Annotated in this window: 16 protein-coding genes; 14 read left to right on the forward strand and 2 right to left on the reverse strand. The window is 63.7% G+C overall.

What is annotated here, in order from left to right; translation table 11 throughout:
* The first annotated feature begins 333 nt into the window (after positions 1-333).
* The 10 genes from GD606_RS10825 to GD606_RS10870 all read left to right on the forward strand — a co-directional run bounded on the left by GD606_RS10825 (position 334) and on the right by GD606_RS10870 (position 10,924).
* Positions 334-1,446, forward strand: a complete 1,113-nt coding sequence (locus GD606_RS10825) for a sulfite exporter TauE/SafE family protein (RefSeq protein WP_374190891.1) — start codon at positions 334-336, stop codon at positions 1,444-1,446.
* A gap of 174 nt (positions 1,447-1,620) precedes the next feature.
* Positions 1,621-2,259, forward strand: coding sequence for a hypothetical protein (locus tag GD606_RS10830; protein ID WP_163302076.1), 639 nt, complete (start codon positions 1,621-1,623; stop codon positions 2,257-2,259).
* A gap of 234 nt (positions 2,260-2,493) precedes the next feature.
* Positions 2,494-3,426 (forward strand): phosphate/phosphite/phosphonate ABC transporter substrate-binding protein, encoded by a 933-nt coding sequence (locus GD606_RS10835; RefSeq protein ID WP_163302077.1) that lies wholly within the window; start codon positions 2,494-2,496, stop codon positions 3,424-3,426.
* Complete coding sequence (locus GD606_RS10840) at positions 3,426-5,501, forward strand: ATP-binding protein (protein ID WP_176629276.1); 2,076 nt, start codon at positions 3,426-3,428, stop codon at positions 5,499-5,501. Before GD606_RS10835 ends, GD606_RS10840 begins: the two co-directional genes overlap by 1 nt.
* The gene (locus tag GD606_RS10845; protein WP_163302078.1) at positions 5,502-5,864 is read left to right on the forward strand and encodes a response regulator; all 363 of its coding nucleotides are present in this window, start codon (positions 5,502-5,504) and stop codon (positions 5,862-5,864) included. It begins immediately after the preceding gene.
* A 23-nt stretch (positions 5,865-5,887) separates the two neighbouring features.
* Complete coding sequence (locus tag GD606_RS10850) at positions 5,888-8,419, forward strand: PEP/pyruvate-binding domain-containing protein (RefSeq protein WP_163302079.1); 2,532 nt, start codon at positions 5,888-5,890, stop codon at positions 8,417-8,419.
* 6 nt (positions 8,420-8,425) lie between these two features.
* Complete coding sequence (locus tag GD606_RS10855) at positions 8,426-9,514, forward strand: protein-tyrosine phosphatase family protein (protein ID WP_163302080.1); 1,089 nt, start codon at positions 8,426-8,428, stop codon at positions 9,512-9,514.
* 85 nt (positions 9,515-9,599) lie between these two features.
* Entirely contained in the window at positions 9,600-9,974 is a 375-nt protein-coding gene (locus GD606_RS10860) for a hypothetical protein (RefSeq protein ID WP_163302081.1), read from the forward strand.
* A gap of 51 nt (positions 9,975-10,025) precedes the next feature.
* Positions 10,026-10,313 (forward strand): hypothetical protein, encoded by a 288-nt coding sequence (locus GD606_RS10865; protein ID WP_163302082.1) that lies wholly within the window; start codon positions 10,026-10,028, stop codon positions 10,311-10,313.
* Entirely contained in the window at positions 10,310-10,924 is a 615-nt protein-coding gene (locus tag GD606_RS10870; RefSeq protein WP_163302083.1) for a ferric reductase-like transmembrane domain-containing protein, read from the forward strand. Before GD606_RS10865 ends, GD606_RS10870 begins: the two co-directional genes overlap by 4 nt.
* Positions 10,925-10,991: 67 nt before the next feature.
* On the opposite strand, the gene GD606_RS10875 is transcribed toward GD606_RS10870, so the two are convergent.
* Positions 10,992-11,159 carry a hypothetical protein gene (locus tag GD606_RS10875; protein WP_163302084.1) on the reverse strand — a complete coding sequence of 56 codons (168 nt, stop codon included), beginning with the start codon at positions 11,157-11,159 and terminating at the stop codon, positions 10,992-10,994.
* Positions 11,160-11,306: 147 nt separating this feature from the next.
* Between GD606_RS10875 and GD606_RS10880 the strand changes: the two genes are divergently transcribed.
* From GD606_RS10880 to GD606_RS10895, 4 genes are all read left to right on the forward strand, one after another.
* The gene (locus GD606_RS10880) at positions 11,307-11,753 is read left to right on the forward strand and encodes a DUF2628 domain-containing protein (protein WP_163302085.1); all 447 of its coding nucleotides are present in this window, start codon (positions 11,307-11,309) and stop codon (positions 11,751-11,753) included.
* A gap of 304 nt (positions 11,754-12,057) precedes the next feature.
* Entirely contained in the window at positions 12,058-12,498 is a 441-nt protein-coding gene (locus GD606_RS10885; protein WP_246298743.1) for a response regulator, read from the forward strand.
* A 233-nt stretch (positions 12,499-12,731) separates the two neighbouring features.
* Entirely contained in the window at positions 12,732-14,234 is a 1,503-nt protein-coding gene (locus GD606_RS10890; protein WP_163302087.1) for an SDR family oxidoreductase, read from the forward strand.
* A 537-nt stretch (positions 14,235-14,771) separates the two neighbouring features.
* Positions 14,772-14,939 (forward strand): Flp family type IVb pilin, encoded by a 168-nt coding sequence (locus GD606_RS10895; RefSeq protein ID WP_163302088.1) that lies wholly within the window; start codon positions 14,772-14,774, stop codon positions 14,937-14,939.
* 131 nt (positions 14,940-15,070) lie between these two features.
* Here GD606_RS10895 and GD606_RS10900 read toward each other — a convergent pair whose 3' ends face one another.
* The gene (locus tag GD606_RS10900) at positions 15,071-15,214 is read right to left on the reverse strand and encodes a hypothetical protein (protein WP_163302089.1); all 144 of its coding nucleotides are present in this window, start codon (positions 15,212-15,214) and stop codon (positions 15,071-15,073) included.
* Positions 15,215-15,316 lie beyond the last annotated feature (102 nt).

The raw sequence follows: 15,316 nt of genomic DNA on the forward strand, positions 1-15,316 counted from the left end.
CGGATATCCCACGGAATGAGGCTTTCGTCTTGGAATGGACCGGAATCAGGCGCGACGCGGCGGGGAATCCGCGTTGCGTGGCATTTCGGGACTCCCCTGGGAAAGAATTCCGTGGCGTCGCCGGGCAGGGCAGGGCCTGGCGGCATGGGCGAGACACCGGCGCCTGATGGATTGCGATGCGGGTCTGCCGGGCAGGCAGGGCAACCCGGGCTGTTTCGTCGGCCGGGACCGGTTCCCGGAGGCGTGGGCGGAGAAAACCGAGAACGGATGAACGTGCAAGCAAGGAGGAGTGACGTGCGCAATTCCAGAAACATTTTTTTGGTACTTGGCGTCATGGCTGCGGTCATGTGCCTGTGGCTGGAGCCGGCCTGGGCTGACAAGCTGTCCGACGCCATCGCCAAGGCCCCCCAGGGCACGGAGGCGGGGCAGATCGATCCCAGCAAACCCACCGGCTTCCTGGGCATCGCCGGCGCGCCCCAGGTGAACATGATCCTGGCCTTCGTGTGGGCCGTGTGGGTCGGCTGGATTTTCTCCACCGTGGGCGCCTTCGGCGGCGTCATGGCCGGTGTGGGCCACATCTCCGTGTTCGGTTTCGGCAACTACGCCAAAGGCTTCAAAACGACGGCCCCCGAACTGAACAAGTTGGTCACGGACTCCATCCGGACCTCCAACCAGTGGTTGGTGGGGCTTTCGGCGCTCATCTCCTCCTGGAACTACTACCGCATGGGCCGTCTGGTGCTGCCCCTGGCCGTCGCCCTGGGCGTTGGCTCAATCCTGGGAAGCTGGGGCTCCGTCCAACTGACGGCGGGCAAGGTGTCCTTCTCCTCCTACCAGGGTTACTTCGGCTTGTTCGTCCTGGTTCTGGGCTGTTACCTGTTCTATGAAACCACCCCGGCGGGGCAGGCTGGCAAGCAGAAGACCAAGGCTGCGGTCAAGGCCTTCGAAGAAACCGTCAAAAAACAGAAATCCGGCGAGAAGGTGGATATCAAGTCCCTGGGCGTGAAGACCACCTCGTTTAGCCTGACCAAGGTGAGCTTCACCTTCTACGGCGTGGAATTCTCCTTCAATCCCATCATCCCGCTTTTGGGCGGCATCGTCATCTCCGCCGTGGCTGCCTTTTTGGGCGTCGGCGGCGGCTTCATCCTGGTGCCCTTCCTGACCAGCGTGGCCGGCCTGCCCATGTACCTGGCCGCCGGCACCTCGGCCCTGGCCGTGTTGGTGTCCATGATCACCTCCATCTCCTCCTTCATGGGTGGCGGCACGCCCATTGACTGGACCCTGATCGGCCTGGAGCTGGTGGGCATCGTGGTCGGATCGGTCGTCGGTCCCAAGACCTCCAAGTACATCCCCGACATCTGGCTGAAGCGCCTGTTCATCGTCCTGGCCCTGTACGTGGGCATCGACTATCTGCTGCGCGGCTTCTTCAACATCAAGATGTTCGGCTAACATGCAACGTCCTGTGCTCGCGGCCCCGGAACCCTTCCCGGGGCCGCGTCACGCCCTGGCCGACGACGACACACCCTTCGTCGTCGGCCTTTTTTTCGCCGCCATTCGCACTTTTCTCGACGTGGGCCCTGTGCTAATCTGCATGGAAAGGCCATCCGCCTTCCTGGAGCCGACATGGAATATTTGTCTCACGCCTCTCACCTGATCGACGCCTTCCTCATCTTTTTCTTCCGCATTCCGGACAGCGCGGCTGTCGGTTTTTATGTCGGTTGCGCCTGTCTGGCCGCCATGGTCGTGTTTGTGGGCGACATCAGCCAGGCCCTGGCCCACAGGTTCAATCTTTCCCATTTTCAGTCGCAGACCCGGGACATGGTGCATCTGCACAACCTGTCCATCAAGGCCCTGCGCCAGGGCGACAAGGAAAACTACAAGGCCGCCAACAAACTGGCCAACGACACCTTCGGCAAGTCCTTTTTCACGCGGGCGGCCCTTTTCACCGTGTCCATCTGGCCCCTGCCCTTCGCCATGGGCTGGCTGGCCGAGCGTTTCCAGGGGGTAGACATCCCCCTGCCCCTGCTGGAAAAGACCGTCGGCTATAACGCCGTGTTTTTGCCCGTCTACATCCTGACGCGCATCGCCTATTCGCGAATCAAACCGAAAATCGGATTCCTGCGCCGTCTGGACCCGGCCCTGGGCCCTCCCCCGGAGGATCAGGAGGAACCCATTCCCTGGCTTGATGTGATCAATGAGGCCATGCCGCCCAAAAAAAAGGGCAGGAAAAAAACGGCGGATGTTTCACCCGACGCGGGGTAAAAAAACGACTCAAAACCCGGCAAGAACGTCAAGAGGGTTACCCGGCAAGGACTTGAAAAAAACGGCATCCGAAGCGGCCGCGCGCTTCACGCAACCCTGGAACTGCGACGTCGCGCCTGCCCGCAGCGTTCACCCTGGACGCTTCGCGGGACACCTGGGGGACGGCCTCCCTGCCGGACTATCGGGCAATTTGCCCGATCCCGATGATCCCGGCCAAATGCCGCTGGAGCGCCCATGCGCCGCCTGAGCCTTTTATTAGTCGTGATTCTGGCCCTTGCGGGCTTTGGCTGCAGCGAGGAAGAACCCGCCTTTACGGTGAATCTGGGCAGGCGCGTGGAGACCTCCGTGTCCGTGCCCAAGCGGGCCGTGACCTACGCCTATCTGCCCCAATACGCCCACACCGTCTCCTACGAACGCCACCGCCTGCTGGTGGAATATTTGCAAAAGGCCACAGGCCTGCCCATCCGCCAGATATTCCCCGACACCTTCGACGAGCACGTCAAGATGGTGGAGCGCGGCGAAATCGACATCTCCTTCTCCAATCCCTTCGTGTACATCCGCATGGCCGCCACCGGGGCCAGGGCCTTTGCCCGGATCATCGAGCCCTCAGGGGCTCCCGAATTTTACAGCCAGATCATCGTGCGCAAGGAGAACCGCAACATCGAAAAAATCACGGACTGTCGCGGCAAACGCTGGCTGGCTGTGGACCCCTCCTCGGCGGGAGGGTATCTCTATGCCCTGGGGGAATTTCTCGACAACGGCATCCGCCGTGAGGACTTCGGCGAAATCGCCTTTGCCCCCGGTCCCGGCGGCAAGCAGGAGAAGGTGGTCATGGCCGTCTACGCCGGGGCCTACGACATCGGTTCCGTGCGCGACGGGGCCCTGTCCCTGCTCAAGGACAAGATCGACCTGTCCCAGATCCGCATCCTGGCCGAATCCAAACGCTACCCGGGTTGGGTGTACGCCCACCGGCCGGGACTTGATCCGGAAGTGGTGAACAAGATCTCCCGGGCCATGTTCGCCCTGTCCATGGAACGCCCGGACGATGCGATCATCCTGCGCACGGCAGGCATGCGAGGCATCATTCCGGCCGTTGACGCCGACTATGCCCCCGTGCGGGAACTGGCCACGAAACTCGGCCTGGAAGCCCTGGAGGCCATCCGGTAGTGCGCGTCCTGGACAAGCTCAAATTCAGCACCAAGATCAATCTGGGCTCGCTGTTGATCGTGACCCTGATCGCCCTGCCCCTGGCCTTCGTGGTCAGCCGCATGGCCGCTGACGCGCTGATCGACGAGACGAAAAAACGTGGGCTTGTCATCTCCGAGAACCTGGCCTCCCGGGCCGCCGACTCCATGCTGGCCATGGATCTGTTGCGCCTGAAGAACATGGTGGACGAATACAAGGGCGTGCAGGACATCGTCTACGCCTTCATCACCGACCGCGACGGCAACGTCATGGTCCACACCTTCGTCCAGGGCTTTCCCGTGGAGCTCCTGGCCGCCAACGAGGCCGACGACGCCACCACGTCCAACGTCCGCCTGATTTTTACCGGACGGGACTACATCTACGACTTCGCCGCCCCCATCATGATCGTGGGGGCCCGCTTCGGCACCGCCCGGGTGGGCCTGTCGCGCACCCAGACCCAGAACTCCGTCAATCGCCTGGTGTTTTTCATCTTCACCCTCTCGGGCGCGGCCCTGGTCCCGGCCATCCTGTTCAGTTCCCTGTTCGCCCGGCAGGTCACCCGGCGCATCGGACTTTTGCGGGAACATGCCGAGGAGGTGGTCAAGGGCAACCTGGACATGCGCACCGGCCCCGTCGTGGCTGCAAACTGCTGGGAGATCATGAACTGCGATCTGACCCACTGTCCGGCCTACGGCGACACCCGCAGGCGGTGCTGGTACCTGGCTGGGACGTTGTGCCCCGATTGCACCGACCCCGAGGACGGGGACAAGGAGGAGTCGTGCAAGAACTGCCCGGTCTACAACCGCAACAAGGGCGACGAGATCCAGGATCTGGCCGAAACCTTCGACGTCATGGCCTTAAGCCTCAAGACCCACCTGGAGGAACTCAAGCAGGCCGAGGGCGTGCTCACCCGCCAGGAACAACTGTTGCGCACCATCCTGGACGCCACCCCCGATTACGTGTGCCTGATCGGGGACAATCTCAAATACCTGTCCGTGAACAAGGCCTTTGCCGACTATGTGGGCCGCTCGGCCCACGACATCGAGGGGCTTTCGGAGTTTGACCTGTTTCCCGAGGCCGAGGCCAAGATCACGCGTGAGGAGGATCTGCGCGTGGTGCGCACGGGCCTGCCCTTTGACCGCGAAAAACGCGCCCGGCGAGGCCAGCGGGACATGTGGCTGCATGTCGTGCGGGCCCCGGTCTTCGACAAGGACGGGCGGGTCATGGGGCTCTTGCGCACGGCCCGGGACGTAAGCCAGCTCAAGCTCTTCCAGGAACAGCTCATCCAGTCCCAAAAGATGGAATCCGTGGGCAAGCTGGCCGGGGGCGTGGCCCATGAAATCAACACCCCCTTGGGCGTGATTTTGGGATATGCCCAGCTCCTCCAGGAGGAAGTGGACAAAGACAGCCAGATATATGAAGATTTAAAAATCATGGAAAAGCAGGCCAAGGTCTGCCGGAAAATCGTGGCCGATCTCCTGGGGTTTTCCCGGCAGACGGACAGCGCCAAGTTGGAGATGTGTTTCAACAACTCGCTGATGGAGGCCATCAGCCTGGTGCGGCACACCTTCGGACTGGACAAGGTCTACATCATGACCGATCTGGATGAACGCATGCCCATCATCTACGGCGATCCGGAGAAGCTCAAGCAGGTGTGGATCAACCTCCTGACCAACGCCCGCGACGCCATGATCGAGGGCGGCGGACTGCTTTTGGTGCGCTCCCGCCTGGATTCTCCGGCCCAGAAGGTGACGGCCTGGTTCGCGGACACGGGATCGGGCATCGACTCCGGCAATCTGCAAAAGATTTTCGATCCGTTTTTCACGACCAAGCCCGTGGGGCAGGGAACGGGCCTCGGGCTGTCCGTGTCCTTTGGCATCATCGAGGATCACGACGGCTCCATCACCGCCCAAAGCCCCGTGCCCAAGGGTTTTTTCAACCAGGACGCGGTGGAGGCCCCGGGACGCGGCCCGGGTACGGTCTTTGTCGTGGATCTTCCCCTGGATCATGCGGAAACCCTGGAAGCTGACCACGCTTTGGACAAAGGAAGGAAGTAAATGGCCAACATCATTGTCTTAGACGACGTCATCGATGCCGGAGTGCTCATCAAGCGCATCCTGGAACGAAAAGGGCACAGCGTCACGGTCTTCACGGAAGAGGAGGAGGCCCTGGCGCACATCGGCAAGAACAAGCCGGACATGGCCATCCTGGACATCAAGCTCAAAAAGATGACCGGCGTGGAGGTTTTGGAAGAAATTAAAAAACGGTCGCCCGCCACCCGGGTCATCATGCTCACGGGCTATCCCACCCTGGAGACAGCCCGGGAATCGGTACGCCTGGGGGCCTGCGAATACTGCGTCAAACCCATCGACAAGGACGAACTGGAACGCAAGGTGACCGAGGCCTTGGAAAACACTTGAACCGGCAAACGGGAAGACGCGACATGTCCCTCACCCAGCTTTTCCGTCACTGGACCTACCAGATTTTTGCCCCGGGCATCCTGTTGCGTGAGAAATACAACGCCTTCAAGGAACTCTTGCGCTACGACGACCTGTGCCTGGACATCATCGCCGAGATCGAGGACATCCACTACGGCAACGAGCATGCCGACTGGGCGCGCATCGTCTGGCTCTGCAAGCGGCTAAGCTCCGCCGTGGAGCATCTCACGGCCGAACTGACGCTTTTGTCCCCGGCCAAGTACGTGGATCTGCCCGAATACGCCCGAAAGATCGATTTCTACGTGCGCATGGCCCTGGACGTGCCCGTGCCCGACATGTCCCCCCCCTACCTCCTGAGCCTGGCCGAGGCCGCCGCACACCCCGAGATGGTGGGCGGCAAGGCCGCCGCCCTGGGACGGCTCCACGCCGACGGCGGCATCCCGTGTCCGCCGGGCATCGTGGTCACGGCCGGGGCCTTCCGGTATATCCTGGAGGCTTCGGAACTGCGGCCCAAGCTCGACGCCAAACTGCGCAAGGTGATCCTCTCCAAACCCGACGAAATGGCCGGACTGGCCGCCGAGCTGCGCCAGATGATCCTGTCCATCCATGTCCCCGAGGACATCGCCGGGCCCCTGCGCCAGGCCGCCGAGGACATGGCCCGGGTCGGAAACGGGTTTTTGGCCGTGCGCAGTTCGGCCCTGGCCGAGGACGGACAGGCCTCCTTCGCCGGACAATACGAAAGCGTGCTGTCCGTCAAACCCGAAGAGGCGATTTCGGCCTACAAGGCGGTTTTGGCCTCCAAGTACGGCCCCCGGGCCCTGACCTACCGGGTCTTAAATGGCCTGTCCGACGAGGAAACCTCCATGGCCGTCCTGATCATGCCCATGATCGACGCCAAGTCGGCCGGCGTGCTGTACACCCTGGACCCGGGCGGACGGGTGCAAGGCCGCGAGGTCATGGGCGTCTATGCCGCCAAGGGCCTGGGAACGGCCGTGGTGGACGGATGCATCATCCCCGAATCCGTGGTCATGACCAGGGGAAAACACCCCCGCGTCCTGACCCGCGATCCGGACCCCGACGCAACGGACGCCCCGGAGACGGCCCTGCCGGACGAGGCCGCCGAGCGGCTGGCGGAGATCGGGCTGCGCCTGGAATCGCTCTTCGGCCGTCCCCAGGATGTGGAATGGGCCATGGACAGGGCCGCCGACCTCTTCATCCTGCAAAGCCGGGACGTCAATGCCGATGCGGAAGGCGCCCTCCCGGGCGAGGCCGACGCCGAGGAGGCCTTCGGGGCCTATGTGGACGATGGCCAGCCGGACAAGGACGCGGCGGGCGATCTCCCCGCCCCCCTTCTGACCGACGGCGGGCGGGTATCGAACGGCGTGGTCGCTGGACGGGCCGTGCATGCCCAGACGGTCATCGAGGTCTCGGCGATTCCAGCCGGGGCGATTCTTCTGACTCCCACGCTTTCACCAGCCCTGGCCCGGCTGGCCGGAAGGGTGTCCGGGGTGGTCGCGGCGGCAGGCAGCCGGGCGGGGCATTTCGCCTCGGTGGCCAGGGAGTTCGGACTGCCCGTGGCGGTCTTTGGCCCGGAAATCTTCACGCACATCCCTGACGGCCAGGAGATCACCCTGGACGCCGACGCCGGGAAGGTGTTCCCCGGCCGGGTGGAAAGCCTGCTCGCGGCGGCGGCCGATCCTACCCCCAAAAAGGCCACCCCCCAGGGAAACCGCCTGGAAAAAATCATCCCCCTGGTCGCCAGGCTGACGCTGACCGACCCGGAATCCCCGGATTTCGCCCCGGCGAACATGCGCTCGATCCATGACATCGTGCGGTTTGCGCACGAAAAAAGCGTAGCCGAGATGTTCTCCCTGGTGGGACGCGGCGGACGTGGGCTGGCCACCGCCAAACGCCTGAAAACGCCGCTTCCCTTCACCATGTACATCCTGGATCTGGGCGGCGGCCTTTTCGAGGGCATGGAAGGCGCCCCCACCGTCACCCCGGGGGAGATCAAGAGCGCGCCCATGTGGGCCATATGGTCCGGACTGACCTCGCCCCTGGCCTCCTGGGACGACGACGCCCAGTTCGCGGACTGGGAGGAGCTCGACCGCATAAGCGCCGGCATCTTCAGCGGCAAGTCCCGGCTCCTGGCCAGCTATGCAGTCATTTCCGCCAACTACGCCCACCTCATGATCCGCTTCGGCTATCATTTCTCGGTGTTGGACACCGTGTGCGGGCCTGAAGACAAAAACAACTACATCAACTTCCGTTTCAAAGGCGGCGGCGGCGCCCTGGATCAACGCCTGTCGCGCATCGAGTTCCTCTCCCGGGTGCTCACCCACTTCAGTTTCACGGTGACCATCAAGGGAGACATGCTCGATGCCCGAATGGCCCGGGAAAACGAGGTCATCATCCAGAAACGGCTGGCCATGCTCGGCTACCTCCTGGCCCGGACCAAGCTCATGGACATCACCATGTCCGAGGCCACGGACATGCGGGCGTTGGTGGACGACTTCCTGGACAAGACCGACCGGTAACGCCCCATGACGCGCCCCCCCCATGCCTACGAACTGACGTTCGTCACGCCGCATCTGGCCGTGGGACATGCGCCCATGACCAGGGAACAAATGGATTCCCTCAAGGCCCAGGGCATCGGCGCCATCCTCAACCTGTGCGCCGAGTTCTGCGATCTGCACGAGATCGAGTCCAAGGCCGGGTTTGAGGTCTATTATCTGCCCATTCCCGACGAACAGGCCCCTCCCCTGGCGGAGTTGGAGAAGGCCCTGGCCTGGATCGACGAGGCCGTCTATCTGGGACGCAAGGTGCTCATCCACTGTCGGCACGGCATCGGCCGCACGGGCACGGTCTTAAACGCCTATCTGCTGCGCCGGGGCATGGGCCACAGCCTGTCCGCCCGCATCCTGAAGCCTTTGCGCTCCAAACCCACCAATTTCGACCAGTGGTGGACCATCCGGAAATACGGCCGGGCCAGCGGGCGGCTGACCATCCGCGAACCCACCCTGGAATCCAAGCATCTGGTCGATCTGGGACCGTTTTTCTACGACTATGAGGGCCTGTGCGCCCTGGCCGAGGAATACGCCCCGGAGGGGGTGCGCTGCGGCCGGGAGCATGTCCGGTGTTGCGCCACACCGGTGAGCCTGACGTTTATCGAGGCCGTCTACATCAGCCACGCCCGAAACGTGACCATGGCCAGCCAAATGCGGCTGACCGTCATCGACCGGGCCGTGGAGGCGGCCAGGCGGGAACGCGAGGCGGCCGCCAGGGAAAAACCCACTGCGGAGGAAGGGGAGTTCTGTCTGTCCGATGTCGGGGCCGTATGCCCCCTGGTCGAGGACGGAAAATGCCTGCTTTTCGAATACCGCCCCCTGCAATGCCGCACCTTCGAGATCGCCGCCGAGGCCAAGGCCACCTTGTGGGAGACCTTGGGACCGGCCGTGGAGACCCTCTCCCGGCAGGCCTATTTCGCCTTCACCTCGGAACTGGACGAGGAACCGCCGCGCTTCGGGCTGCCCGACGTGGTGTCGGGCCGCTACGTGCAGACCTTCTTCCACCGGCTCTTGAAAAAATCCCCGCCGCCTGCTCCTGGTCGCACAAAACGCTCCCCGGGTTGACCGCCTCGGCGCAATGGCCCTACACTGCTTCTTTGCCGCTGCCGGTCTGCACCCCGGGGCGGACACCCTACGAAAGGAGCATGGCATGGCACAGGATTTCCGCACCCTTCTCACGGAACTCGAACGCCCGGAAGGCGACGACGAGCGCTGGTTCGGGGACATCCGCATCGGGGACTGGTTTTATCTGTCCGTCCAGGCCGGCCCGGATCAGGAAAGCATCCCCCGGACCACGGTCGGTCCCATGGACTACTCGGCCTTCGAGGTCTCTCTGCAGACCGTGCATGGCGTCATTTCCTACGGCAAATGGGGGGTGTGGGAGCAGTTGTCCACGATGCCCTGGGCGAATCGGTTCCACAAGGAGACGCCCATGCTCATGGTGGCGGGCGAGTTGCCCGTGGCCGAGGTGCAACGGGTCTACGAGGATCTCTTGGAATTTGCGCGCACCCATCCGCTGCCCTGACCGATCCGGGGCGGGAGGCGCGAACCTTATCGCACACGGAGGATCATCCCCATGCGCATGGTGCTTGCCGTTGCCTGTGCGGCCCTGTCCGTCGCCATCCTCTCCCCCCTCCCCGCCTCCCTGGTCCAGGCCCAGCCGGAGGCCCCGGCCCTGGTCCGGGAACGCTGCACAGCCTGCCATAACCTGGCCCGGGTGCGGGAGAGGATCGGCAAAAACAGCGAGAAAGACTGGGTCGATTACATCGGGCGCATGCAAAAGCGCGGCGCCCGGGTGGATGACGCGCAAAAGGCGGCCATGGCCGCCTATCTCTCCACCCTGGCCGCAGGCGACGCCCTGTGAGGCGCCTTCGCGCGGCGATCCTTTTTCTCGCGCCCGTGGGGCTGGCCTATGCGGCCCTGGCCCTGGCCCTGCCCCTGGTCTTCGCCGGGGAGGACCGGGTGCGCTCCGTGGCCAACCTGGCGGCGCTTGCGACCCTGCCGTGCATCCCGCTGCTGTTTCTCCTGGGCGTGCGAAGCCCGCTGGCGGTCCAGGCCCTGGGCCTTCCCCGGGCCTTTCGGATCCACAAGGCCCTGGGGCTGGCCTTTCCGGCCCTGCTGACGCTCCACGCCGGGCTCCATGTGTACCGCTTCGCCAAAGCCATGGGACTTTCATATCCCCTGGCCGCCCTGGCCGTCCCCAACACCTGGGAGATGGTTTTGGGTAAGGCGGCCCTGGCGCTGTTTTTTGTGGCCTGGGGCGCGGCGTGGCTTGGAACCTCGGGACGCCTTCCCCGCCGCATCTGGCGGCCCGCGCATCTGGCGGCGTACCTTGCCGCGCCTGCGGCCTTTGTCCACGCCCTGTTCCGGGGGGAGGACATGACCCGGGGCTGGCTCTTTGCGGTCTGGGTCGTGGCCGCCGCCACATGGCTCATGGCCGTGGGCTGGCGGGCCATGCGCTCCCGGTCTGCCTGATGCCGCGTTCTCGAAAGACGGACAGGCGTATTTCCCGCACCCGGCGCCAGCCCGCCAAAGGCCTTTTTTAGGGCAAAAACTTCACTTTGATCTCAAGGCCCTCGATGATCAGCCCCACTTCCTCCAGGCGGTTGACCATGTCCTGGCGCAGGCTGCGCTCCAGAAGATTGACGTCAAGGTCCGCCAGATCCGGGCCTTCCACGGTCGCATCGCCAATAATCTTAACCTCATACATGCGATTTCCCCTCTTTTTTGCCTGGTTGCAGCGCATCCGGGAGGCGCGGGAAGGCTCGACCACGACGTGATCATCCCGTCCGCCCCGGGTTGTCCGGTTGCCTGTTTTATGACAGAGAGCAACAAAAAGCACAAAGGAAGGCATGCCATGGATATCGTCACGGACAGCGAATATACGGCCTTTATCGGCCCGGAGGCGCACAAGTATCTCCCCAGATTCCGGATGTTCGACGACCTGGCCGGAAACTTCAAGGCCACCTGGAACTGGTCGGCGTTTTTTTTCACCTTCTGGTGGCTGTTGTACCGCAAGCTGTATGCCTATGCCGCCCTGGTCTTTGTGCTGTCGTTCGTGCCGTACCTCAACTTCGCCGTCATGATCGCCTCTGGCGCGGTCGGGTATTTCCTGTGCTACCGCAAGGCCCGCACGGATATCGTCCGGCTCAAACAGGCCTTCCCCGGAATGGATGTCGCCATGCGCTGCGCCGAACTGGGCGGCGTGCATCGCTTCGTCATCTGGGTGGGCGTCCTGGTCTCCGTCCTGTGCATCCTGGCGGCCCTGACGCTGGGGGTTGTCGGGGCCATGCTGGGGGATTAGCCTTTCACCGCCTGTTCCCGCATCTTTGCATCAAAGGCCGCCCCACGCCTCCCCGGGGCGGCCTTTTCTCTTCGGATCGATTCTTGCTTCATTCACCTGTACCGGCGTGACGCCGCAGCCCCAATGCCGCCATATCCGGCCAGGGGAAACGGTTTGTGACCTGCTTTCGGGAAACGGACAGGGCTCACGGCGTGCTGGAATGACGTCGCATTGATGCTATTTCATAATTTCTGCACCCGCCCCGCCGAATGCGACGCCGGGCGGCCTGACGATGAATGAGACCGACACCCAAGGATGCCCGAAAATGGACAACGACATGGACAGGGCGGACATACGCGATGCGAGGACTTGCCGCTATCGGGTGCTTCTGGCCGAGGACTGTGAAAGCTCTCGGCTGGCCATGGAAATGTGCCTACGCCATGCCGGATGCGAACCCCACGGGGCCCGCAACGGCCGCCAGGCCCTGGAATTTTTTGTTTCAAGCCCGTTCGACATGGTGCTCATGGATCTGGAGATGCCGGACATGGACGGCCACGAGGTCACGGCCTGCATCCGGGCCATGGAACGCGAACGCCGTCTGCCGCCGACCCCGATCATCGCCCTGACCGCCCACGACGATCCCGCCCACCGGGAGACGTGCCGCCAAAACGGGTTTGACGGCTACATGGTCAAGCCCGCCACCACGGACGCCATCCGCCGCATGGTGGCGGCCCTGTGCCGACCGTCCGGCACGACCGCCTCGTAACGCATCCCTGAAACAGACACCGGGGGTCAAGAAAACATCACTTGCGCGAATTGTGGGAATTCCTGCCCGCAGACGCCAGCCTTCACAAACCGCCATGCGCGGCCATCCTCCTGCAACGTTTCCGGCTTTGGGCCACGGGCCGCCCGGCGCGTCCCCCTCTTGCGCGCTGATCGCATTGCTCCTTCCCGCCCGGGTTGCTAGAGTGGTTTTCATCTCTCTTTCCTGGAGGCCCCATGACCGACAAACCCATCCTGGTGACCGGCGCCACCGGCTATGTAGGCGGACGCCTGGTTCCCAAGCTCCTGGACGCCGGACGCCGGGTGCGGGCCGTGGGCCGCTCCCTGGACAAGCTGGGGGCCAGGCCGTGGGCCTTCCATCCCGGGGTGGAGCTCGTGGCCGCCGACCTGTTCGACCTGGCGTCCACCCGGGCGGCGCTTCGCGGCTGCGACACGGCCTATTACCTGGTGCACTCCATGCGCCCCGGCAAGCACGACTTCGCCGCCGCCGACCGCCATGCCGCCCTGATCATGGCCCGGGCCGCCCGGGAAGAGGGGCTCTCGCGCATCATCTACCTGGGGGGACTGGGCGAAGAACGCGAAGACTTGAGCCACCACCTCAAATCCCGCCACGAGGTGGCGCTGATCCTGTCCCACGGCGGCGTCCCCCTGACCCACCTGCGGGCGGCCATGATCCTGGGCTCGGGCAGCGCCTCCTTCGAACTTCTGCGCTACCTGGGCGACCGCCTGCCGGTCATGCTCACCCCGGCCTGGGTACGCACCCGCTGCCAGCCCATCGCCATCACCAACGTCCTGGGCTACCTCATGGGCTGCCTGGACGAGCCCCGCACCCAGGGCCGCACCTTCGACATCGGCGGCCCGGACGTGCTCTCCTACCAGGATCTCTTCCGCATCTACGCCGAGGAGGCGGGGTTGCCGCGCCGCCTGATCATCCCCGTGCCGGTCATGACCCCCCGGCTCTCGGGCTACTGGGCGCAACTGGTCACCCCCATCCCGGCCTCCCTGGTCATCCCCCTGGTGGAGGGCCTGCGCAACGAGGTCATCTGCCAGGACCACGCCATCCGGGACATCATCCCCCAGAATCTGCGCACCTGCCGGGAGACCATCGCCCGGGCCTTGGAAAAAATCCGCCAGAACACGGTGGAGACCTGCTGCACCGACGCCGGGTGCGTCGCGCCGCCCGAATGGCTGGCCGTGGGCGACGCCCCCTATGCCGGGGGCACGGTGCTTGAGTGCGGCTACCGGGCGCGCATCGCCTCGGAACCGGCCGACCTGTGGCGCGCCCTGGCCAAGATCGGCGGGGAAACCGGCTGGTATTACGGCGACATGCTGTGGCGGCTGCGGGGATTTCTGGACAAGCTGTTCGGCGGGGTGGGCCTGCGCCGGATGCGCATTTCTCCGGACAACCTGCGGGTGGGCGACCCCTTGGACTTCTGGCGCATCCTGACCGTGGAGAAGAACCATCGTCTGATCCTTCTGGCCGAAATGAAGCTTCCCGGCGAGGCGCTTTTGGAATTCCAACTGCTGCGCGTGGGCGACAACCAGACCGAACTCACGGCCCATTCCCGGTTCCTGCCCCGGGGCCTGGGCGGGCTTCTCTACTGGTACGCCACCTATCCCCTGCACCAGCTCGTCTTCTCGGGGATGCTCTCGGGGTTGGCCCATGCCGCCGGAAAGCCCCTGCTGGGACGTCCCGAACGCTTCACCCCGCTGCGCTGAGCCGACCCGGGGCTGGCCCGTTGCGGTCGGCCCCATGCCCCTTTCAAGGATCCGTGGAACAGCCGCCCCGCCCACCTCGGCAAAATCACCGCAGACAGGGCGCAAGACGTCCCGGGCCTGGCCCGGGACAGACCGGACGGATTCCTTTGGCAAGCTAACACCACGTGATACTTGGCAAATACAAAATATTTCGGCAAAAACGAACTTCTCTCCGCACAGTCCACAATTCGTGGAATCTGAAGCCCTCCCGCCGCCATCCCGCCAAAAGCGGCAAAAGCCATGGCCCTGGCCCTTTTCCGGACGCCTGCTTTTTTGCTGTTCCATGATCCGTGGAACGCATGACGGGGATTCCTGTTCCCGGGCGAAGGTCCAGCCAAGAGAGCCCTTCTCCAATACGCTGTTTTTCATGACGTTATCAGACAAACCAAAACACCGGCGGAGCTTTTTCCGTTCGTTTACGCGACCCGGCACGGCGGTTGCTTTAGGAGAGTCATCCGCAAGGGAAAAATTTCAAAATTCGATAAAAGGAGAACCGCCATGTTGAACAAGATCATGAACTTCGTGCGTGATGAGGAAGGGGCTTCGGCAGTGGAATACGGACTTCTGGCTTCGCTGATCGCCGCCGTCATCGTGCTCGCCGTGACCACTCTGGGCACCACGCTTCGCAGCACCTTCGAGGAAATCAACACCGGCATCGGTGGCTAAGACAAGAACGGCTCGGACGACCCGACCGGGGAGGCCCGGGAAACCGGGTGGGAGGATCGTCCGGGCACAGCAAACCCTCCGCGCAGAATACGACGCCGAAAGACCGCCAGGGAGCGGTCTTTCGGCGTTTTTCAATGGTTCCGGTGCGAGGTCTGCATCCGTTTGAGGATCTCGGCCTGTTTCGAACCAGGGGAATGGGCCCCGGCGCACCCGAGCATCCCCGCCACAAAGACCACCGCCAGACTCAACGCCACGATGCGCTTCCAGGGCTTCATTCCGAATCCTCCTGGGAAACGCCCCGCCGCCTTAAGGATATGAATGCGGCGCAGGGTGCATTTCCGCCCGTTTTGCCAGCCATACGACATCGCGGCTTTCTT

Origin of the sequence: Desulfolutivibrio sulfodismutans DSM 3696, assembly GCF_013376455.1 — a bacterium.
GTDB classification, from domain to species: Bacteria; Desulfobacterota; Desulfovibrionia; order Desulfovibrionales; family Desulfovibrionaceae; genus Desulfolutivibrio; species Desulfolutivibrio sulfodismutans.

Excerpts from the sequence above, each read along its gene's own strand:
- GD606_RS10825 (WP_374190891.1), top strand. The coding sequence starts at position 334 with ATGGCTGCGGTCATGTGCCTGTGGCTGGAGCCGGCCTGGGCTGACAAG.
- GD606_RS10830 (WP_163302076.1), top strand. The coding sequence starts at position 1,621 with ATGGAATATTTGTCTCACGCCTCTCACCTGATCGACGCCTTCCTCATC.
- GD606_RS10835 (WP_163302077.1), top strand. The coding sequence starts at position 2,494 with ATGCGCCGCCTGAGCCTTTTATTAGTCGTGATTCTGGCCCTTGCGGGC.
- GD606_RS10845 (WP_163302078.1), top strand. The coding sequence starts at position 5,502 with ATGGCCAACATCATTGTCTTAGACGACGTCATCGATGCCGGAGTGCTC.
- GD606_RS10850 (WP_163302079.1), top strand. The coding sequence starts at position 5,888 with ATGTCCCTCACCCAGCTTTTCCGTCACTGGACCTACCAGATTTTTGCC.
- GD606_RS10855 (WP_163302080.1), top strand. The coding sequence starts at position 8,426 with ATGACGCGCCCCCCCCATGCCTACGAACTGACGTTCGTCACGCCGCAT.
- GD606_RS10860 (WP_163302081.1), top strand. The coding sequence starts at position 9,600 with ATGGCACAGGATTTCCGCACCCTTCTCACGGAACTCGAACGCCCGGAA.
- GD606_RS10865 (WP_163302082.1), top strand. The coding sequence starts at position 10,026 with ATGCGCATGGTGCTTGCCGTTGCCTGTGCGGCCCTGTCCGTCGCCATC.
- GD606_RS10875 (WP_163302084.1), bottom strand. The coding sequence starts at position 11,159 with ATGTATGAGGTTAAGATTATTGGCGATGCGACCGTGGAAGGCCCGGAT.
- GD606_RS10880 (WP_163302085.1), top strand. The coding sequence starts at position 11,307 with ATGGATATCGTCACGGACAGCGAATATACGGCCTTTATCGGCCCGGAG.
- GD606_RS10885 (WP_246298743.1), top strand. The coding sequence starts at position 12,058 with ATGGACAACGACATGGACAGGGCGGACATACGCGATGCGAGGACTTGC.
- GD606_RS10890 (WP_163302087.1), top strand. The coding sequence starts at position 12,732 with ATGACCGACAAACCCATCCTGGTGACCGGCGCCACCGGCTATGTAGGC.
- GD606_RS10895 (WP_163302088.1), top strand. The coding sequence starts at position 14,772 with ATGTTGAACAAGATCATGAACTTCGTGCGTGATGAGGAAGGGGCTTCG.
- GD606_RS10900 (WP_163302089.1), bottom strand. The coding sequence starts at position 15,214 with ATGAAGCCCTGGAAGCGCATCGTGGCGTTGAGTCTGGCGGTGGTCTTT.